The following is a 21,305-nucleotide window of genomic DNA, read 5'->3' as shown; positions in this document are numbered from 1 at the left end:
GTCTGTCATCCCGTTGGTCCCTCAGCGATCGACGCGCGCGTCACTGTCCCAGAACCGTGAACCTGGTCGGTCCTCTGAGCGCAGCCGTCGCACCGTCCAGATCCGCGAGCCGTGCGGCAAGGGTGGCCTCCGCGAGTCGAGTCGGCAGTGCGGCGCTGAACTTGAGGCCGTTCAACGCCCGTGCGTCCACCGCGGGAAGGCACAGTTGGCCGACGGCCTCCGAGACGGCCTTCCCCCATTCCGTAGGCGTCACGTCCTCACGGAGTCGGATGCAGGTGTCTGTCGGCCTCTGTAGGGGATCGGCGATGGTGGTGAGGGTGGCGGCCAGGGTGACGTTGGCCCGATAGCCTGCCCAGGTCCACCAGCGCACATTGGTGTCGCGTCCGCCCCTGACGACCACTGTCCCGTCGGGGTGGACCAGCTCTGAGTTGCCCTCACGTGCCTGGGCGAGCGCAGTCCTGGCGCGCTCGGTGAGGGTGACCGGCGGATCGAAGCCGAGGAGCACTTCTCGTGCCGCGCGAGTCAGTTCGTAGGAGGCGGTCCGGCCGGAACCCGCGCCTCCCCAGCGGGCCTTGCCCCCGCCGTCGACCGGTTCGACGAAGCATCGCCGCCGGGACCAGTCGATGTACGTCACCTGCCAACTCTGTCCGGCGAGGAGCAGGCGCCTGGGGCCCGCAACCTCTTCGGTCAGCAGGGCGGGATTGGTGGTGCCGATCTCGGTGCGGCCCGAGAGCACTGCGAATTCAGGAGCCGCGGTGAACACCGCGGTGAGATCCATGAAGTGCCGGTAGCCGAAGCGGCGTTCGGCCTCGGGGCCGATGAACAGCATCCCCCCGTCCCGGTCCAGGAATCCCTCCTCAATCAGATGGCGCACGATGGGCTCGGCGGGAGCACCGAACGGACCGAGCCCTCCCCACCATTCCTGCCACAGTCGGTCCCCGACCCGATGCTCCTGCAGGCAGAGGGCCAGTACTTGTTGGGCGACGATGTGCCGAGGCTCCGGTGGGGCCACCACCGGCTCCACCCAACCGCGCGACCACAGCAGCAGCAGGGCTGCCGCAGCGATCAGTCCGTCCTCGTCGACGGTGAGGAACAGACAGTTTCGGGTGGAGCCCGGCCGTCGGCCGGTCCGGCCAAGACGCTGGAGGAAGGAAGCCACGGTGGAGGGCGCGTCGATCTGGATGACGCGGTCCAAGTCGCCTACGTCGATGCCGAGTTCGAGGGTGCTGGTTGAGACGATCACGCAGTCGCGTGCTTCGGCGAAGGCTTCCTCTGCCCGCCGCCGTTCATCCACTGACAGGGACGCGTGGGACAGGAAAGTGGTCACGCCCTTGGCCCGCAGGCTCTCTCCGAGCTTCTCGACCTGTCGGCGCGATTCGCAGAACACGAGCCGCTTCTCGCCGCGGTGCAGGGCTGCGATCACCGTGGCCGCGTTCTCCAGGGAGCCCACGTAGTCGACCTGGATGTCACCAGGCGGCGGCAGCGTGGGGGATTCCTCGCGCAGGTGTGGGGCGACGACCCGCGCCGGACGGTGCCCGCTCGCCGAGCCCTGGAGCCAGCTGAGCAGCTCATCAGGGTTGCCCACCGTCGCGGACAGCCCGATGCGTTGTACTGGTCGTCCAACGATCCGTTGCAGACGCTCAAGCACGGCGAGCAGGTGCCATCCCCGGTCGTCCCCCGCAAAGGCGTGCACCTCGTCGACGACGACGGTACGCAGTCCGGCGAAGAACGCCCGGTGATCGACGTTGACGCTGACCAGCATCGCTTCCAGCGACTCCGGTGTGGTCAGCAGTACGTCCGGCCGGTCCCGAAGGATCTTCTTGCGGCGCGGCTGTGACACATCTCCGTGCCACAGAGCGGAGGTCCGCCCCAGCCAGGAGGTGTACGTCTCCAGACGTGGCAGGAGGTTGTTCAGCAGCGCCTTCAGCGGACAGACGTACAGCACCGAGGTGCCGGTCCAGTTCTCCTGAGCCATTTTCGAAAGCAGGGGGAAGGAGGCAGCCTCGGTCTTGCCTCCGGCTGTGGGGGCCAGGAGGACGGCGTCCTGGCCGTCTAGCAGCGGCTCGATCGCCTCCTCCTGCAGCGGGCGGAGCCCGGACCACCCCAAGGTGTTGACGATGTGGTGGACCAGTCCGGGATGCAACCTGTCGAGTGGCTCGGGGGCACCTGTCACGGCAGCTCCAGCTCGATCTCGTCGGCACTGTCCGCTGCCGCGTTGCGTTCGACCTCGCTCAACTCGGCGGCATTCACTGTCAGCGCGTAGTGCTTGCGCGGGTCGAACTCATCGAACTCGTCGACCCGGTCCAGTACATCTGCGACAAGCTTGCGCAGGAACAACCGTGGGGCGATCCCCGCCCGCCCGCCGAGCCTGCCTGTCATGGCCGTCGCCAGCTCGGCTACGTACGCATCGTCGACCCGCTCGTCGACCCGCTCGGGGTGCTTGGCCGCGCCTGCGTACAAGTCCCTTACCGAACGCCCCAGTTCACCGAGTCGGACGAGGTCGAAGCCGGACAGCCGTAGTTGGACCGCCCGCGGTGAATCGAAGCGTGGATCGGTCGAGAAGTCGGTCGCCAGCCGTTGGGCGAGCGGCGGGAGCCGCTGCACGCCCTGATGTCCGTCGTAGAAGGCGGGGGTGCCGGTGATCACGAGGAAGAGTCCGGGGAAGCGGCCCGCGTCGATCTCGTCGAGAAGTTGACGCAGTGCGTTCAGCCCCTTCTCCCGTACGTCCCCCCGGACCCGTTGCAGGGTCTCGATCTCGTCCAGGACCACCAGCAGCCCGGGATGCCCACAGTCCTTCAGCACGGTGAGTAGTCCCTGGAGGAAGCCGAGCGCCGCGAAGTGGTCCAGGTCTCCGCGTACCCCGGCGGTCCTTCGTGCCGAGGCTGCCACCGACTTCTGGCCGCCGAGCCAGGCGATCACAGCCTCGGCGGTCGCCGCATCCCCGGCCAGTGTCGCCTGGCGGTAGCCGCGTAAAGCCGCTGAGAAGGCCGGCGTGGTCTGGGCGACCGCGCGGAGGCGTTCCTCCAGCAGTTCCTCGACCGCCGTCTCCAACGCCTCGTCGTCCTCGGCGAGTTCGGGATGTGCCTCGTCCACCTCCTCCTCAAGGGTGTAGAACCATCCGTCGATCACCGAGCGCAGCGCACTGGCCGGTTCGGTCGCGGTGGTCAGCCGCTCGGTGAGTCGGCGGTAGACGGTCTCCAGCTTGTGCAGCGGGGTCTCCGTCTCGGAGATCTGGATCTCGGCGGTGGCCAGCCCGGACCGCTTGGCCCGTTCGGCGAGCCAGCGTGCGAAGAAGGTCTTGCCGGATCCGTACTCTCCGCGGATCGCGTGGAAGGACGCGCCGCCCGAGGCGATCGTGGAGATCCGCTCGTCCAGTGCGGGCGCGAAACGCTCCAGGCCGACCGCGAACAGATCGAGTCCGGACTGTGGCACGGTACCGCGCCGCAGCGCGTCGATGACTTCGCGGCGGCGGGCCGCGCTGACGGACAGGGCGCTCACGCGCTCTCCTCGGGCAGTTCGAACTGCTCGCGCAGCGTCTCTCGGTTGAGCCGGACCCTGGTCCGGGAGTCGATCAGGCTGATGACCTCGTAGCCCTCGATGTTCAACAGCCGGGTCAGCACGGTCACCAGGCCTTCGGGACGGGTGTTCGTACGGCCGCCCGAGCCGATGGCGGCGGCGGCGACGGCCGCGAGTGAGAGCGTGCCGCCCGCGTGATCGAGCGCGTCTATGACGGCGGCCACCACCTTGTGCTCCGGCGCCTTACGGACGAACTTGCGCTGATGCTTGTAGATCGAGGTGTCGAGGATCCGCATGCCGAGCGTGAGTGCGGCCGGCTCCACCGGAGGGGCTGCGACGGGCGCCTCGATCGCGTCGTCGGCGAACAACTCGCCTTCCTGCGGCCGTGGCTTCGGCTTGACCTTCGTCGTCCTCTTCACCTGCTTGACAGGGACGGGCGCCGCGGTGGACGCGACTTCCGCGTCCCACCACGGCGGCTGTACGGACTCGCGTGGCAGCTCGCGCCACTCCGGGGGTGCCAGCTCCGCCGACGGGGCCAGGACCAGCACGGGTACCGCCATCTCGGCGAGTGCGGCACCGCCCTGATATCCGGCCTTGCGCGGGGTGTAGCGGATCTCCTCCGACCAGGGCACGGTGACCCGGCCGCCGTTCTCCAGTACTCGGGGTCCGGAAAGCGCGACCTCGCCCTCACCGACTTCCGTCCCCGTACGCCAGCGAGCCGACTCCACGCCCTCCGCGGCCGACAGCTCGCACCCGGCTTCCGCCCGGTCCAGCACATGTCCGTGGCCGGACACCACTACCACCGGACGCCCTTGCCCACGCGCGGTGTTGAGCAGTTCGGCGAGGTACTTCACCTGGCTCACCGACCAGTCGGCGAGTGAGCTCCGCTGTCCGTGATCGAGATTCTCGCCGATCGTCGTCAGTACGACACCGACCACATCGTCCGAGGCGACTGCCGCGACCAGTCGCGGATCGAGTGACTGCCCGGCCGGTCCAGGGATCTCACTCTTGTGGAAGAGGACCGCCGTGTGCCGGTGCTGTTCCCAGAAAGCGGCGAAGCCTTCCTTCTCCTCGTCCTGACCGCCGGACACCGGCCGTCCGCACAGCAAGGTCGCACGGCTGATCGCCGTGACCGAAGGGACCATCGCCACGGCGGCGGCCCGCTGCCCGGCGCCGGACAGTTCGCTCCACCGCCCGGTGACCGTCAGTTCCTCGCCGAGCTGGGCAGCGACCGAACTGGTCATCCCATCCAGGACGATCACCACCGGTGGCCGTACTTTCGCCAGTGGCAGCGCGATGCTCCGCAGGACGTCTTCAATGGGTAGCGCCCCACCGGGCTGTGCGGCGGTGGCGCGTTCGAGCCACGGCCCGAGCTGGGCCACGAAAGCCTCGTCGAGTGTGGCCCGTCGCCGTCGCGCCGCGTCGTGCACCGTGCGATACGCCAGCGCCAGCGCGGGCTCGGCCTCTCCGGCTCCCACACACAGCCGTGCCAGTGCCCGGTCCACCCACCCCCAGTCGGCGACATGTGTACGCACGGCCTGGCCGACCGAGGAGACGACCGGTTCCGCGGTGTCCAGCCAGCGCCGCAGCCTTACCGCCATACGAGCGAGTTCGACCCGCTTCGGGTAGAGGACGGCGGCGAGTTGGTGCTCCGCCACATGTTCCCAGGCGGCTTGAGCGGCCTGCGGCCCTTCGGCCAGGGCTTCGGCCAACCCGTCCAGGCGCGCCTGGAAGCCTGAGGGAAGGAAAGGATTGCCTGCGAGCGCGGCGGTCAGATGGGCGTCGTCCGCCAGCAGGTCGGCCTGCTGCAACACGTCGACAACCCGTTGCAGGGCCTCCTCGCGCTGCGGCCCCCGGCCCGAGGCCTCGCCGATCCAACGGGTCAGCGTGCCCTCCACCGCTCGCGCGTAGGCGCGCAGTTCGGAGGGACGGGATCCCAGCCCGAACACCGAGCCCAGAGCCACAGCCGCATCGGCCGACGCCTCGTCCCCGGTCATGACGGACGCCAGCACACCCAGCGCCGTGGCCTCGACCCCACGTCCCTGGAGCGCGAGTCGCACCAGTACAGGCGCGGCCTCTCCCGCGTTCTGCGCCAGCCATTCGGTGATGCCCCGGCGTTCGGCCTCCGACAGCACGGCGAGGCACTCGGGACCGCCCGGCGTGCGGGACCAGGCCAGGAGGGCGTCGACGTCCACTGAGGCCCCGCCCTCGAAGAGACCCCCGAGGCCGAGCCGGACCCCGACCAGCGCGCGCATCGCCGCGTCCAGGGTGAGCACGGTGCCGTGCTGTGGCCAGCCGCCCTGAGCCGCGTCGGGCTCGGCGTCGATCAGCGCGGCCGGCAGCCACAGCCATGGATCGCGCCGCATCCGCGGGTCGAGGTCGGCGGCGCCGAAGAGCTGCTTGACGATGTCGGCCTCGTCGACGGCGATGATCTGGGAGCGCACCATCTCGCCCAACAGATCGAGACTGATCCGCTCGCCGGGCACATCAGTGGTGATCACCAGCAAGTCCGCGCCCTCAATGGCCAGATGGGTCTGCCAGGCATCCGTGAGTCCGAGCACCGAGGAGCTATGAGTGACCCGGACCTTGCGCCGTGTTCCGTCGCCGACCGGCACGCTGAACTCGTCGGGGCCGCCCGCCGCGTACTTCCCGTGCACCAGCAGCAGCCTTCGGCCCTTGGTGCGGGCCAGTCGAGTGGTGAGCAGTCCGGTGATGACCCGCTGATCGAGTTCGGGCACGAGGGCTCCCATCAGCGATCACCATCCGGCAGGCTCAAGTCGTCACCCTCACCGACCGGCACCACGTCCCACTTGATCTCGATCTCGACGTCCGGATGCGCGGCGGCGTACTCGCGAATCTCATCCTGTACGTCGGTGAGGGTCCGGTTGAGTTCATGCTCCTGCACCCGCCCGCCTGCCGAAGCCTTTACCCGTCGCCCACGACGAGGCGCTGCCGTCGACGTGGCAGGCGGGGAGGGCAGCGGCGACTGGTCGTCAGTGGCGGGGCGCGCACTGCTGTGGGCAGTCCCTCCACGGGGTGAGTCCGCCTCCGGCGTCACGGCCGGCGGGGGAGCGGGCGACACAGGGGCGACCGTGCTCAGCCGCGCAGCCTCGTTGATGAGAGCCACGGCCTGGCCTCGTACCCCGTTCAGGACCGGCTTCAGGCTGGTGTCGTACTCGTTCCTCGACGCGGCGTCCGCGATCTCCGCGAGCAGTCGCGCGGACCGGTCGGCCAGGCCGTCCCCCCGGTCGGTGTACTTCCGTACGCTGTCGATCAGTTCCCAGTCGGTGTCCTCCAGCGCGTCCAGCACCTTCTGGGCCGACGAGATCACCTTGCCCAACTCGAAGTACGAACTCGCGTATGTCGCCGCCGCCAGGTCCCGGGCGAGCGGTGTCGCCTCCCGAGTCTGTTTGATCCGCGCGAGAAGGTCTGCCGCGTCCCGCACCGAATGTTCGCGTGCGGTCGGCGCCTCGCCGGTGATACCGAGGGCGGAGCGGTAGCGGGCCAGAGCGCGCCGCAACCCGTTGACGGCGTTCTCGCGCGCCTCGGCCTTGGTGCGGATATCCGCCGCGAGCGAGTTGACGTTACGGGTGTTCAGCATCGTCGGCACGCTCGTGCCGAACAGGGCTGCGGCGCGCTCATGCGCCCTGGTGTACTCCTCCTCGCTCGGCCGCTCTTGCGCCCGCAGCGCCCAGCCGGGACCTATCTGGTCCAGCGCGGGTGCCTTGTCGGCCTTGCCGTTGTAGACCCAGGAACGGTCCGCGAGCAGGGCGTAAGTCGCGATCACCAGGTTGGAGACCAGCTTGTCCAACCCCGTCCAGCCCAGCTCACCGATCCAGGTGCGGATGTCCTCGACCCCGAGGTCGCCCTTCGCGCCGTGCTTGCCCGCCTGCTGGTCGATGTGCCGGCGCCAGTCCGTGGACAGGTTCAGCGGTCCGTCGTGCACCTCGCCCAGTTCCAGCGGGTGCACGATCCGAGCCAGATCGCCCAGGTCCCGGCTGTCGACGACGACCCGGCGAGAACTGTCGTCCATGGCCTTGACGATCCAGCCGTACGCCATTTTGAACTTCGCGGTGGTGACCGGCTTACGGGTCTCCTGACGGTCGAAGTTCGGATGCTTGGGATACATCGAGTCCAGCAGGCCGTCGGCGAGCTTCAGCAGGTTGTAATCGAAGGCTCCGCCGCCCTGGAGCTGAGGGCTGTGCCCGGCATACAGCGCGTGGACGTGCTTGCCCTCGGTGACCTGGGCGCCCAGATCACTCTCGTTGGCCTTGGCGATTCCGTATGCCTGATGCAGCACCTGCCCCAACTGCGCGACCAGAGTTTCGCGCTGCGCCTCCAACTGGTGACGGACCCGCACCTGGTCGTCGGAGCCGAGGTGAGTCGCGAAGTCCTTCAACCGGTCACGGTCGAGCAGGTAGTTGATCTTCAGCAGGCGGCCGAGTTGGGTACCCCGCTGGTCGGATATGAAGGACGGCAACCAGACGATGGTCGCTGCGGCAGGCTTTTCCCGCTGGAGGCGGAAGACTCGGTTCTCGTCCGCGCTGGGTGCGTACTTGTCGACCTCGTCGAACGGGTAGTCGATGACGAAGCGGATCCGGTCGGGGATGGACGGCTCGAACTGCGCGTCCGGCAGGATCTGTGGATCCCGTACGTTCTCGAACACGAACTCAGCGGTCCGGCGCGTTCCGTGCCAGACGACCTCACGGTCGGCGACAAGCGTGCCGTTGTCGGCGATCCTCAACTCCCGCCACAGCCACTCCTGCACCCACCGCTTGCGTGCCCCGAGGGTGTCCTTCTCGCCGACGCTGTCCAGGATCGGCTCCACGTCCAGATCGGACAGATGCAGCGTGAACACCGGGTCCAGGTCGTGACCGTCGCTGCGCAGCTCGCCAGGGAACTCCGCCTGAAGCTCCTGCATCCGCCTGACCACGATCCGGTCCTCCTGACCGGTGCGCGAGCGGATCGACCCATGGTTGAGCGCGTTCAACCGCGGTCCGGTCAATCGGGCGAGAGCCGGCACCTCGGGTGCGAGGTAGGCGAGCAGCATCGTTTTGACGAAGCGTTCGTCGGCCTTGAACTTGGAGTCCTCCACGGACCCGTACTTCTGTACCAGGTGGTCTTTCACCTTGCCGTGGAAACGGGTCGCCGCCTCGGCCTCACTGCGCAGCCGGTCGGTGAACGCTTCGCCCATTCCCTCGGCCAGTACGTCCCACAGGTCGCCCAGCGGGATCAGCTCGCCGACCTTCATGTCCTCGCGTCGCTGATAGAGCATCTGTTGGAGCAGTTTCAGACCGGTGCGCTCACGCTGGAGTGCGCCGGAGAGGGCGACCAAGACGTTGAGGAGGACGGGGGAGACGGGGTAGAGCGCCTTGAAGTCGTTCCAATCGGCGTGGGTGACGCCGTTGGCATCGAGGAGTACGTCGCGTACGGCCTGGTTCGAGGTCTCGATCCGTGCGAAAGCCGCTTCGAGGGCGGCCTTCGCGGCGTCGTCCTTGGGCTTGAGGACACGTTCCTTGATGATCTCGGGGAGGTTGCGGTCCTCCAGGCTGATCGGGTCGATGCGTCCTGCCAGATACTTGACCTGCTGCTCAAGGTTCTTGGCTTCGGCGCCGACCGCGTCCGAACCGATCAGCTCGGACAGATCGCGCTGGCGGGAGATGAAGGAGACGACCGGCAGCGCCCGGCCGCCGGTGCCGGACTCGATCAGTTTGACCAGCTTGTTGACTTCGTCGTTGACGAAGGTCCGCTCGCGCAGGTGAGCCTGCAGCCAGAGGATCAGCTCGTCGAGGAAGAGGATCAGACCGTCGTAGCCGAGGGACTTGGCATGCCGGCTGACGATTTCCAGGCCGTTTTCCAGCGGCAGGTAGGCGTTCTTCGCACCGAGGGCGCCACGGGAGTACGAGGAGTACGGACCGGACAGCAGCGCGGACGCCAGCCACTCGCGGACCTGAGGATCGGGGGAGGAGGCCAGAGCCTGGTCGAGGAGAGTCGGAGTCCAGACCGCAGGGGCCTCCTTGACGTCAAGGTCGACCAGGTCGTCCTCGTCGTCGGCCGCTGGGGTTTGCTGGGCAGGTGCTGTCTCCTGCTTCGGTAGAGCGGGGTTGCCGAGCCAGCGGATGAACTGCTCGTCGTCTGCGAAGAAGTCCCGCTGGCGACGGGCGTCGTCGAACATCGCATCAGCCCGGTAGACCGGCGGTACTGGTGCGTCCGGATGTAACTGCCGGACTGTGCGGACGTAGCCGCCGAGAATCGCCGAGTCGAGGTCGGTCGCCCCGACCAGGTGGAACGGCACCATCAGGAACTTCCGGTCCCGCAGCCATGCGTCGTGATCCGCGATGACCGGCTGGAGCGCTGGTTTGGCGCGGGCGGCCGGGTCGTTCGAGAGGATCGCGTGCAGCACGGTCATGAAGTGGCTCTTGCCGGAGCCGAAGGACCCGTGCACATAGGCGGCGTCGGACGACCCTGCTCGGACGGATGCCTCGACGATCTTCAGCGCGCGGCGAAGGGCCTGTTCCAGCTGAGGGGTGACCACGTACTCACTGACGCGCTTGGCGGTCTCGTCGAAACCGCCGGAAAGCTCGATCTTGAACGACCCGGCACGGACCACCTCGGACAGATCCAGCACGTCACGGAGATAGAGCTCACCGCTGCCGCTAGTCATCGTCTTCCACCGTCTCCGTCGTGACTGTCGTTGCCGTCTTCGCTGCTGTGGTTGTCGCCTTACGTCCCCGGGCCTTCTTCGCCGGGCGCCAGCTGTTGAGTGCGGCTGGGGTGAGCTGCGCGCTTGCCAACTCCCCGTCGAGGAAACTCTGGAACTCCTCGGCTGCCGACTCCTCGCCCCACTCCTCATCGATCTCCCCGAACCACTGCTCTAGCCAGGGCATGAGTTCCGCGATGCCGGCGAGCAGCGGTACGAGCCGCTCGGTCGGCCAGTCCTGCCGCTGGCGTCGCTCGCTGACGATGTTCAGCAGGGCGGTCGCCTGGTCGCGCTGGTCCCAGCCCGCCCAGCCGAGGAGGAGGGTCGGGTCGGCGTCGGGGTTCGCGTCCGGGTAGGACACGAAGCGCTCCTTGGGTACGTCGAGTTTTCCGCGGTTCGACCAGTACGACTGCTTGGTGAAGTCGGCGGAGGTGTACTTCGGCGGCACGGGTATGTCCAGCCGCTCCCCGGTACGGTCCTCCTCGCGCTGCAACTCCCATACCGACTCCCACTGCGCCCGCTTGCGCAGGCCGGTGTCCTTGTAGCGGTAGGCGGCGAGGTAGGGGACGTGCTCGGCGTCCACCACGTCGGTCAGGACCTGGGTGAGGGAGAGGTTCGGCTTGCCGAGGTGGGCAGCGTAGAGCCCGGCCGTGTTGAGGATCGCTTTCGCGTCGGGCAGCTTTTCGAGTTCGTCGGCGAGCTGAGCGATGGTGAGTGTGCGGGGCTGTACGAAGTCGTTGAGGACGTGGAACCAGAGGGACTTGTCTTCACAGCGGTCGAGTAACCAGGTGTGGAGGGCGGCCTTCTCGCGCTTGTCCCAGGGGTCGGTGGCCCAGCGGCGTTTGCATTCGGGGCGCTCTATGAGGGCGAGGTCGCGGCGGGTGGAGATGGTATCTATTCGGGCCTGGACTACCGCCTGGTACCAGGTTGGCCAGTGGGGCGGGATCTCGGTGACGGGGGTGGACCGGTGCCGTTCGAACCAGGTGGTCTTCAACTCTCCGGCGGCCTGCTTGCGCGCGAGGACGATCTCGAACGCGCGCTCTCCGAGGTTGACTTGGGGAATGGTGGCGGGTTCGGGGGAGAGGGTGGTTAGGCGAGCCTTCTCGGCGTCGGTGAGGAGACCGTAGAAATGGTAAACCTCCCAGTCGAGTTCCTCTTGGAGCGCGATCATGCGCTGACGAGCATGGGTCCAGGCGTCGTGGGCCGCATCGAGGCGGGTGCGCGTGGGTGGGTCGTCGGCAGCGCAGATGGCGGAGGGTTCGTAGGTGGCGAGTTCTTGGGCAAGAGCGTCGAGAGAGCGCCCAAGGGGGAGAGGGAGCTGAGAGGGAACGGGCAGCTCCTGGAGTTTGGTGCCGGTGAACTCGTAGAAGTCTTCCCAGGGGACAGAGGTGGTCCGTGCCCCCAAGCTGTCGACGCTGTTGCCCTTATTGTGGCAGACCTGCTTGAGCCAGAAGCATGCAATCGAAGAGTTGAGCAATCCGAGCAACGCCAAATTTGCGTCCTCGCTTTCCTCATCCCGCAACGTTATCATTGGGGCGTGTCGATTGAAGACCTTGCCGCCACGGTCAATTACGAAATGGGCGTGGGTAGCTACGGAGGCGAAAGTAATTACGTGTGGGGATTTGTAACGTTCTGGCACCCATCGATACCAAGTCCACCACGGGGCGTCTGACTCTGATCGCGCCTCTCCGTTGAATCCTGTAGTGGACCCCAATACTTGCCGCATGGTCCACAGGTGGCGCCCCCAGGACGAGTTGGCTTCGTAGGTAGCCGGGGATTGGTCATCTCCATACGGAACTAGAGCGACTTGGTCGCAGTGCTCACCCCAATCTCGCAACACCTTTCCTGTCAGTAAGGGGCGTTGAAGATGGGCAGGTAGCTTGCGTTGGCTGAACCAAGGGCGACTTAGGAAGAAGACGTCATCTTGTCCTGGGAAGCTGGCGAATCCGATGGGGCGTGATAGTGATGAATGCAGCATGCGCGATGCATGAGTGAGGCTACTCAGTACCTTATAACTTCCACCACCCGACAGACTCCAAGGGAAATCGGCGAGATCGGAACGGTGGAGATCATCGACGCTTACCCAGTCAGATTCGCTGGCAGGAATATTGATCTGTGTAGTGATTGCGGTCCAAACGATTCCTTCGGCGGCGACCATCGGCTGTGCCGGTTCACCCCGGACACCCAAGACCGCTCGAATCCGCTCGTCCTGCCGAGGCACGTGGTTCCTACCGATCATGACCACAGTCGGCGTCCCATGCCCCGGGATATACGCCCCTGACGTGTCGATGACATGCGTCAGATGGACCTTGAGTCGGAAGAAATCCTCGATCAGCTTCTTGCCGAACTCCCGCTTCATGAAGGAGTTTGCCGTGAGCTGTCCGACGTACCCTGCGTCCCGCTCCGACCCTGACGTTCGCACCGCAAGCTGGAACAGCCGCTCGGTGAACGGAACCGACAACGCGTACTTGCCCGAACAGGACTCGTACACTCGGTAGTTGAGGTTCTCCTGCTTGTCCTTGACCGTGATGTACGGAGGGTTTCCCACGACTACGTGGTACGAGTCCCGCGTCAGTAGATCGCACCGTTGCGCGTAGTCCTTGATGTCCTCGGTGCGGTAGTGGAAGACCTCCTGTGAGGAGAACAGGTCCTCGCTCTCCCGCTTTGGAGCGCCGCGTCCATGAAGCAGGGAGTCAGCCACCGCGATGTTGATCGGGAACTCGCTCAGTGAGTTCAGTCGTTGTTTGCCCGCAGCCTTCAGCACCGCTACAAGGAGCCGGAACCGTGCGATCGCTACCGCGAACGGGTTCTTGTCGCAGCCGTGGACCGAAGCGAGCGCGCGCCGGATCAGCGTCCACTCGTCAGCTACCATGTCCGCGTCCCGCCACTTGCTCAGTAGCCGCTCAAACATCCCCAGTAGGAAATGCCCGGACCCGCACGCTGGGTCGATGGTCCTTAACCCCGCTGGGAGTTCGCGTACATTGCCATGCCCGTCACGGATCTTCGCAACGTGGTCAAGGCCGAATTCCGCAACCGCGGGTTCCAACGTCAGATCGAGGATGAACTCCTCCACGAACACTGGAGTCTGGAGCAAAGCGTAGGTTTTCCGAGCATGCTCGCTCAGGTCCTGGTATAGGTCGCCCAAGAATCGGGTGTCCAGGGTCGGGTTCACGAACGAGTGCACGATCTCACCGTCGGCGCCTACCCGCCGCCAGAACTTCAACAACCCCGTCGCCGCCTCGTACGACGGCTCGATCTCCCACAGCGGGTTGTGTGCACGGTCGAAGAGGCCCGCGACCGTCGGGTTGGTTCCTGCCAAGTGGTCGAACGCTGCGATGATCCAGTCGCGGTCGTTCTTCTCCGGGTTCGCGGCGAAGAATGCCGCGTCGTGGTCCTCCGCGTCCTTGAGGCGTTCGCCGACGCCCGATAACCACGGCCGGGCTATGAGGCCGTTGTCCTCGCAGAAGCGTACGAAGACGCAGCCGAGGACCCACGCTGCTGCGACCTGCGTGATCCGCTCGTCCCGCCATGCCTCGTACGTGGCCGCGGTGCGTCCGGCCCCGTAGGCCCTCCCGTACTCGGCGCTCAGTCTGTCCCGGTACAACTCCATCGAGTCGCTGCGCGCTCGTAAGTCGTCCTCCAGGAGCGAGACCTGTTTGCGAAGGTCCTTCAGTAAGCCGTCCTTGCCGCTGCCACGTGTACTCATTGTGCCAATCCCCCTTGAAATGCTGCCAAGTTCTTGAGGAAGTCCTCGGTCAGCACCACGCGTTCCGCGTCGCCGCCCGTCACCTCCACTGTCCGTCCGTCCAACTCCGGTGCGCCGTGCGCGTTGTGCGTGGGGGTGAGCAGCCACAGCCCGTGCGGTCGGCCGCCCGGTTTGCGGGCCTCCCGTTGGAGCCCCACCAGCAGTTCGTGTCCGCCGGCGGAGTAGTAGTGGCTGAGCAGTCCGGCCGTATGGGCGAACAGAACCGTCCCGGGCTTCCGTTCGGCCGCTTCCGCTAGCCGCTCCGCGACCCTGGGCCATACCCGTACCACGAACGACCGTAGCCCGCCCGGCAGTTCACCGCTTCTCGTGTACCGGGTGTCCGCGCCGAGTACCTTGGACCAGTCCGTGCCGTGCTCGGTGGCCAGCGTCCGGAACTCCTCCAGGAAGACCCGCGCCAGGTTCACCGACACCACCGGGAACGCACTCGCGACCGCCTCCGCGACTGATCCGCTCTCGGTTCGCATTCGCTTGACCGCCACGTTGAGCGCGAGGAAACCGCCGTCCCGTACCGCGGAGTTGAGCTTCGAGGTGAGGAGTGCTAATGGGTCCCGCCCGGCCCCCGCCCTTGCTGCCTGTGCCCGGCCGGCCGCCGTCACCGTTCCCGTGGAGGACGAGAACAGCCAACTGCTGCTGCCCCCAACCGGTGCGACCGGCATCGGTGGCTTGAAGCGCTGCTCGGCCGTCTCGAACGTCAGCGGGAAGCCCGCCTTCTTCAGTGCGTCCTCGACCTCCACGTACGTGGGCCTGCCGAGTGCCATCTCGGGGAAGCGCGAACGCAGCCGGGCCAGCAACCCGTCCAGGCTGATACCGACCTCGCGGCGCACGCCCGCCGCGGCTTGCGAGATCTGCAGGGCCCGCCACAGCTCCAGCGCCTTGGGGTACACCTCAAGGCGGGGTGAGGCGGCTGCCTCGGTCGAGGTCGCCGCTGAGAGTGTGACCAGCCGGGCGTCGGGCAGCGGGTCCATTCCCTCGGGTGTGCCCACTGCGCGCAGGTCGCGCAGTGCCGCACTCCGGTCGGGAAGGGGATCGGTGGCGGCGATCTTCTCGGCCGCGTCGCCCAACGCCATGGCGTACGCGGCGAGTTCGTCCGGTGTCGGGTCGTCGGAGCCGTCCAGCGACTCCAAGGCCACGATCAGCCGCCCCCGCCGCCGGAACTGCGCGAGCCTGGGCTCGTGCTCCTCGTCACGGCCGGTGAGCAGCGTCTCGGCTGTGACCGCCGCCCGCACTACGGCGAGCGCGGCAACCTCCGTACCCTCGTTCGTTTCGCTCTCCGAGCCGTGGCCCGCGGCGAGCACTCGTGCCAGTTCGTGGGCGGTCATCACGCGACCGGCGTCGCGAACCGCGTCGACCAGTTCACCGCACAGGACGTCCATCCAGCCTGCCTCGGCCCACTCGCCTATGGCAGCGCCGAGGTGTCTGGAGACGGTGTATTCCGAGGCCTTGACCGCTGCCGAGACCTGTCGGTTGGTCGGCCAGGTACCGGCCTCCGAGTCGCCGTCGAGCCCCAGCCAGGCCGCGACCACTTGCGGGCGTTTGTTGTCCTTGCGGCCCGTGGGCTCCGGGTTGAGAAGGGAGGCGAGCCGCTCCACGTTCTGCCGGGCCTCGTGCTGCGCGCTGAGCTTGTCGTCCGTGATCAGCCCGACTGCATCAATCGGCTTTAGGGGTAAGGCAGTTGTCGTCTTGGACTTCCTCGGACGGAGTGTCGCTGTCCACTGCCTGTGTCGCCGGTTGAGTTCCTTCTTGACCACCGCGCCGATCCCGCGCTTGTTGCGGAAGCGGGGCAACGGTACGTCGAGCAGTTCGCCGACCGTCACCGCGCCGAGTTCCTCGGCCACTGCCGCCGCCCGCTCGGTCAGTCCCGCGTCGCGGAGTGTGGTGGAGAGCTTCGCCTTGTCCGCGTACAAGTCTCGGATGTCGTCCTCGGACAACCCCTTAGGCAGCGCGCCGACCCCCAGGAGCGTCACCGTGTCCGTGGTCGGAGGAGGCTGGGTGCGGTCGGCGTCGGCGAATATCGCCCGCCATGTGTCCCGCATCTGCCGAAGTGTTTCGAAGCGGCGGTTGACGTCCCGGTGCAGCGCCCGTTCGAAAAACGCCTCAAGTCCCGGACGCAGTACGGCTATGAAGGCGTCGGAGCCGAGCAGCGGCGTTTCGTCCTTCAAGGCGGTCAGCGGGTCGTCGGTGCCATTTCCCCAGGTGGGGCGCTCGGCGGAGCTCATCTCGTGCAGGACGACGGCAGCCGCGTACCGCTCCGCATAGTCGTCGTACACAGGCCGCCGGGCGTCACCCAGGAACGGGTCCAGATAGCCTCGGGTGCCCGCCTTGATATCCCGGTCGGAGACGGCCGCCAGCGAGAAGTCGAAGAGCATCAGCTGCTGTTCGCCGTCTTCTCTGACCTTGATCCCGAGGTTGTCGGGTTTGAGGTCGCGGTGGCGCATGCCCCTGGCCGCCAAGTCGTCCAGTGCCGTGAAGAGATCCTCGCCGCAGGACGCCAACTCCTCGTAACCCAGCGGCCCGTGACTGCGCAGCCGCCGGCCCAACGTCTCCTGACCCGCGTACTCAAGGGCGAGGACGGTCCGCCCGGCGAGGGTGCGCGGACCCTCGTACAGTTTGACGATGCGACCGCTGCTGACCTGCTGCAGGGCTGCGGCCTCGGCGGTCAGACGCTCGTTCTTCTCCGCGTCCAGAGCGACCTTGAGGACCCGCTCCTCCTGAACCCTCCGCCCGCGTTCGTCCTCGCTGACGCGGGTCACGTACAGGGCTCGGGCGGTGGCGCCCGTGCCGAGTACCCGCTCCACCGTCCAGTCCCCGTCGACGGCCTGCCCCGGGGTGGCGTCGAGAGGGTCGGCCTCCACAGCGATGGCCTGGGCGGCGCAGGCCTGCTCGGCTTCGTCGAGCAGGGAGAGGAAAGCGTCGGCGGAGTCGAGTCGATCGTCGACCGAGGCACGAGTGGCGGCGTACACCAGCTCGTCGAGATCAGAGTCGACGGCGTCGCTGACCGCGTACATGTGCAGCCCGCCGTCGGCCTGGAGCCGCTCCTTGAGCGCAGTACGGGTCTCAGCGGGCGGCATCCCCGTCAGGACGTGGTGGGCGACCGCGCCGAGGCCGAAGACATCCAGGTCCACCGGATCGGGGAAGTCGGCGTCGGTCTCGGGCGCGAGGTAGCACTGGGCCGCGTCCTCGATGTGTTCCTCGGTGAAGGAGGATTCGCCGAGCGAGCGCAGCGAGGTCGTGTCGAAGTCGCGGGCGGACGCCTGCCAGTCGATGATCCGCAGGATCGGATTGCTGCCGTTCGCCCGCGCACTGACGTACACCGAGCGGGCGGCCAGCGCCCGGTGGTAGAGCGAGCGGCGATGGGCGTAGCGGACGGCCTCGGCGAGTTGGCGGACCAAGTCGCGGCGGACCGCGTCGGTCAGTTTCGCGCCGTACACGGCAAGGTAGTTGTCCAGGCGGAGATCGCTCTCACGGTGCCGGAAAAGGATCGCCGGACCGCCCTGGTGCTGGCGGAGGGCCACGGCCTGGGCGATGCCGCGGTGGGTGATGCCCTGGAGCACCTGGTACTCGCGCTCCGCGGCTCGGGTGGCGGAACGACGCTTCTCCTCACTCGCCAGCTGCTCGACGAGGTAGACCCGGACCCGGCCCTCCTCGTGGATCATGTCTTGGCGCTCCGCCAGCCGGTCCTCCCAGGTGGGGCCGGCGTCCAGAGGGCGGGAGGAGAGCTTCCAACCATCGCCGAAGTCGAGGTGAGCGGTGGAGGCCCGCACCCCGATCTTTTTCATCAGGGCTGGCAGGTGGCGGGCGAAGTTCTCGGTGATCCGCCAGCTCTCGCGCTCCGGCGGGAGGCTCAGAAAGTCGTCCCAGATGCCGGGCAGTCCTGTCGCGGAGCCGTCACGTCCGTACACGTGAATGCGCTGTACCGTGTCCAACTTGCTGTCGAGCAGAGGGTCGGAGAGGAAGACGGCCGGGTCGATGCGCGGGATCCGTTCTCCCGGACAGATCTCGCGGGCAGCTTGTTGGAGACGGGACTTGAGTTCCTTGGATTTCAGGTCGGTGAGATGCAGTGGATTGCGGATCGTCCGGATCCTGCCGTCGGGCGCGTGGAAGCTCCAGGTGCCGCCGCTGTTGACGACCTTGCCTGGGTGCCCCTTCAGCTCGACCAGGTACAGGCCGCGGGGTACGGCGATGAGGAGATCGCACTCGTTGATACGGCCGCTCATGGCGGTGAAGGAGAAGGTCGCCCAGCCGTAGTGCGGAGCGGCGACCGGCATCCGCTGCTTGATGTGATCGAGGGCTGTCTGTTCCCAGGGGAATGGCGATGGCTGAGTCTGATACCAGCGTTTCACCTGAGGTGGACCGGGCCTGGGGGTCGCTTGGCCGACTGCTGCCGCCGCCACCGTTCACCGCACCTTTCATCCGCCCGACCCACGCGCCTGTCGATGTGATCCGTGGGGAGCATGAGGAGGTGTGGTGAGTCGCGGCATGGTCATGTCGTCAGACAAGTGAATGCGCAATTTTGTCAGTTGCGAGGCGCCGAAAAGTCTAGTGATTCGGCCATTCTGGATGGCTGGTATGCCACGCGCAATGGCGCGTCCATCTACGATCAAGTAGCAGTGAACCAAGGATAGTTGGGGGAGATGGACATGGCTGGGGTGGCGCGGCGGCGAACCGTGTACTTCTTCGAGATCGTAGAGGCCAAAGACGGCGAGCCCCGCATGGAGCCCCAGCCCTGGAGAGAGTTCCTTGACCAGGTCGCGGTGTCGGAGCCGCACGAACGGATCGTGCGCAGTGCGGACGATCAACTCGTCGGCATCGTGGACACGGCCACTGCGGCCGACCATCTCCAGTTAGCCAAGATCACCGGCGAGGTGCCGCACCAACTCGACCACGACAACGGCACCATCGAAGCGTTGCAGTTGGCGGCCGGTACGGACGTCGTCCATGTAACCACCCTGTGCTTCCTGCCGTTCGGGAACATCGTCGGTGCGCTGCCCGGCGGCTTTTCCGCTCCGAGGGTCAGCGGTATCACCAAGTGGCTGAACGGGATGGGGCTTCCGTGCGGCGAGGTCGCACTCAAGCCGGTCATTCACGCGCGGGCTCGGGAGAAACTCAATCGCATCGAGGCAGTGTCGGAGTTCACGGTGCAGCTCGAAGGCGCCCCGGCGGACACGGTCAGTGCCTTGACCGCGCGGGGCGAACTCGCGGACTCGCTGCGGAGCTTCGGGCAGCGTCATCCAGACACCTCCATCACGCTCTCGCTGAAGGTTCCCAGGCGCGGGGGACGGCTGAGCAAACTCCGCAGGAACCGTGCCGCCACCCAACTGCGCAGTGATGTACTGCAGTTCATTCCCGACCTCGACGAGTGGATGGACGAGTCGGGTGTGGTGCGCTCGGTCAGCGGCCAGGTCGCCATACGGGACCCACACCGACAGTCTCTGGAGTACGAGCCGCTCGACTTCCTGGCACACCGCATCACAGCGCAGTGCGAAGTGCCGATCGCGTTCACCGACGGCCGATCGGTCGATCTGCACTACGCCGTCGATGCGATCTTCGCCGCGGCCCGCACGCATGAACGTGCGCTCCAGGAAGCCTGTCAGTACCGGCCGCTAACCTGAGCAGCAGCACAGGAGTTGGGGGCCGACATGCTGGATTGGCTGTGGCGGCGATGGGTGGGGCGGCCGGCGGTGGACTGGATCCTCGCGCTGACGATCACCGGGGCGCATGTGGCGGCTGTGCAGATCGTGGGTGGCGGGGATGTGCTGGCCTGGCCTGGCAGGGAACAGAGGATAGCTGCCTACACCGCGACGGCGACCGTCGCCGCCGTCGTCGGTAGCTTCATCACCGCGGCCGTCACCCTGTACGCCGCATCCACAGGGCAACGTATGCGCACGCTGCGCACGCATCCTGTTCAGGGGCCGCAGTTCCGCCGGAACTGGATGAGCATCCTCAGCGCGACGCTGGTGATCTCAGGTCTGTGCCTGCTGGCCATCATCCTCGATACGACGCAGCGGGACCCAGGCGGGACACACTGGTTGGCCGAGGCGGCCATAGCTCTGGGGGTGGCGCGGGCGACGCGGCTGGTGTGGCTGTTCGGCAAAGTCATAGCGGGGGGCGATATCGATCTCGCGGATGTCACGCTCACTCCGTCGGGGCCGGCCCCGACGTCGCCGCCGGTGCCGGTGCGGCGGCCGGGAGTGTGAGAGGTGTGGTGGCGGAGCCGCTGCACATCCGGAAGATGAATCCGCTGTGCACCGTTTCGGAGCAGGTCCCCCAGTTGAGGGAGCGGCCCCTGGGCTGGCCGGGCTTGTCCATCCGGGGCGCGTTCTGGACGGAGGTTGGACACAAGAATCGGAAAAGACCGACAAGGGCTGAGAAGGAGCGAGGCGCCAAACATCGTCTGAACTGGGAAAACGGCCAAGGTGAGCAGGAATCGACAAAGGTCGCCAAGATCCTCAAAGGGCTCATAATCCGTCGGCTGTGGGTTCGAGTCCCACCCGCCCCACCATGTACCTCCAGTACCTAGCGGAAATGTCTCTCCGGGCACGTGGATCCGTGGATCCGTGGCTGTGGGCCAACCGGCCGGGTCCGTGCGTGGAGTCAACGGCGTTGCGGTCGGCGGTGGGGCCAGTGATGGCGACCATGGCGGCGATGGTGGGGCCCTGGTGACGTGCTGTGTGATGTTCTATGACTACGACGCGCTGGGGCGGGCCACGTCGGTGTGGAAGAACTCCCGCGCCACCACCGGGCTCGCCAACCTCACCTACGCCTACACGCTGTTCGGCAGCTACTTGTCGGGCGTGGTGACCAACACCCCGAACGACAACAGCGGTTACCGTTCGGCCGCGACCGCCAGACCCGGACGCGCACCACTCGGTGGCCGACAACAGGACGCCTACAGCTCCGTCGGCTCTCCGGGCAACCGGACCGCCCTGGGCGAGGAAGACCAGCACCCCCGGGTGCTCAGGGCACCGTCCAGCACCTACAGCTACCTACAGAGCGTCAGTTACAGCGCCACTGATCAACTGACCCAGTGCAGCAGCGACCACAGCACCATCGGCGACGGCATCACCGGCGGAACGTACTGGAACCAGTTGGTCCTCGCCCGCGGCAGCACCACCAGTTGGGCGGGCAACCGCACTTTCCTCGACAAGGCCATCGACGAAATCACCGGCCTCACCGACATCGGCGCCCCGCCGTGAACAAGCCCGCAATGCAAGGAACTGCTCCGACTGCAACCCGAAGCTAAAGCCGAGCTAGTGTCATAGGAAAGGTCTGTGCCACGGGGGAGGGATGTGCTCTCGGCCGGAATCGGTTCGGCGTGAGTCCATC

9 protein-coding genes are annotated in these 21,305 nt (G+C 66.8%); 3 read left to right on the top strand and 6 right to left on the bottom strand.

Going from position 1 to position 21,305, the window contains the following annotated elements:
• Nucleotides 1–40: 40 nt before the first annotated feature.
• The 6 genes from ACWIHT_RS42105 to pglW are packed head-to-tail and all read right to left on the bottom strand — an operon-like array spanning nt 41 to nt 18,322.
• Nucleotides 41–2,173 (bottom strand): DEAD/DEAH box helicase, encoded by a 2,133-nt coding sequence (locus ACWIHT_RS42105; RefSeq protein ID WP_456173905.1) that lies wholly within the window; start codon nt 2,171–2,173, stop codon nt 41–43.
• Nucleotides 2,170–3,498, bottom strand: coding sequence for a BREX system ATP-binding protein BrxD (gene brxD, locus ACWIHT_RS42100; RefSeq protein WP_456173904.1), 1,329 nt, complete (start codon nt 3,496–3,498; stop codon nt 2,170–2,172). The genes ACWIHT_RS42105 and brxD overlap by 4 nt, the downstream gene beginning before the upstream one ends.
• A complete protein-coding gene (gene pglZ / locus ACWIHT_RS42095) occupies nt 3,495–6,266 on the bottom strand; it encodes a BREX-2 system phosphatase PglZ (protein WP_456173903.1) in 2,772 nt (923 codons plus the stop codon). The genes brxD and pglZ overlap by 4 nt, the downstream gene beginning before the upstream one ends.
• On the bottom strand, nt 6,266–10,180 hold the full coding sequence (locus ACWIHT_RS42090; RefSeq protein WP_456173902.1) for a PglY protein: 3,915 nt from the start codon (nt 10,178–10,180) through the stop codon (nt 6,266–6,268). The genes pglZ and ACWIHT_RS42090 overlap by 1 nt, the downstream gene beginning before the upstream one ends.
• Nucleotides 10,173–13,922 carry a BREX-2 system adenine-specific DNA-methyltransferase PglX gene (gene pglX / locus ACWIHT_RS42085; RefSeq protein WP_456173901.1) on the bottom strand — a complete coding sequence of 1,250 codons (3,750 nt, stop codon included), beginning with the start codon at nt 13,920–13,922 and terminating at the stop codon, nt 10,173–10,175. Before pglX ends, ACWIHT_RS42090 begins: the two co-directional genes overlap by 8 nt.
• Nucleotides 13,919–18,322 (bottom strand): BREX system serine/threonine kinase PglW, encoded by a 4,404-nt coding sequence (gene pglW / locus ACWIHT_RS42080; protein ID WP_456173900.1) that lies wholly within the window; start codon nt 18,320–18,322, stop codon nt 13,919–13,921. Before pglW ends, pglX begins: the two co-directional genes overlap by 4 nt.
• 297 nt (nt 18,323–18,619) lie before the next feature.
• Here pglW and ACWIHT_RS42075 point away from each other — a divergent pair, with 297 nt between their 5' ends.
• The 3 genes from ACWIHT_RS42075 to ACWIHT_RS42065 all read left to right on the top strand — a co-directional run bounded on the left by ACWIHT_RS42075 (nt 18,620) and on the right by ACWIHT_RS42065 (nt 21,175).
• Nucleotides 18,620–19,591 (top strand): hypothetical protein, encoded by a 972-nt coding sequence (locus tag ACWIHT_RS42075; RefSeq protein ID WP_456173899.1) that lies wholly within the window; start codon nt 18,620–18,622, stop codon nt 19,589–19,591.
• Between the two features lie 27 nt (nt 19,592–19,618).
• The gene (locus ACWIHT_RS42070; protein ID WP_456173898.1) at nt 19,619–20,176 is read left to right on the top strand and encodes a hypothetical protein; all 558 of its coding nucleotides are present in this window, start codon (nt 19,619–19,621) and stop codon (nt 20,174–20,176) included.
• A 477-nt stretch (nt 20,177–20,653) separates the two neighbouring features.
• Nucleotides 20,654–21,175, top strand: a complete 522-nt coding sequence (locus ACWIHT_RS42065) for a hypothetical protein (protein WP_456173897.1) — start codon at nt 20,654–20,656, stop codon at nt 21,173–21,175.
• Nucleotides 21,176–21,305 lie beyond the last annotated feature (130 nt).

Source organism: Streptomyces sp. NPDC002276 (assembly GCF_053891435.1).
Note: the sequence above shows the minus strand (reverse complement) of the source record. Positions and strands in the feature narration are given on the sequence as shown.

Coding starts and splice junctions, on each gene's coding strand:
- ACWIHT_RS42070 (WP_456173898.1), top strand. CDS start 19,619: ATGCTGGATTGGCTGTGGCGGCGATGGGTGGGGCGGCCGGCGGTGGAC.
- pglZ (WP_456173903.1), bottom strand. CDS start 6,266: ATGGGAGCCCTCGTGCCCGAACTCGATCAGCGGGTCATCACCGGACTG.
- ACWIHT_RS42065 (WP_456173897.1), top strand. CDS start 20,654: ATGTTCTATGACTACGACGCGCTGGGGCGGGCCACGTCGGTGTGGAAG.
- ACWIHT_RS42090 (WP_456173902.1), bottom strand. CDS start 10,180: ATGACTAGCGGCAGCGGTGAGCTCTATCTCCGTGACGTGCTGGATCTG.
- ACWIHT_RS42075 (WP_456173899.1), top strand. CDS start 18,620: ATGGCTGGGGTGGCGCGGCGGCGAACCGTGTACTTCTTCGAGATCGTA.
- pglX (WP_456173901.1), bottom strand. CDS start 13,922: ATGAGTACACGTGGCAGCGGCAAGGACGGCTTACTGAAGGACCTTCGC.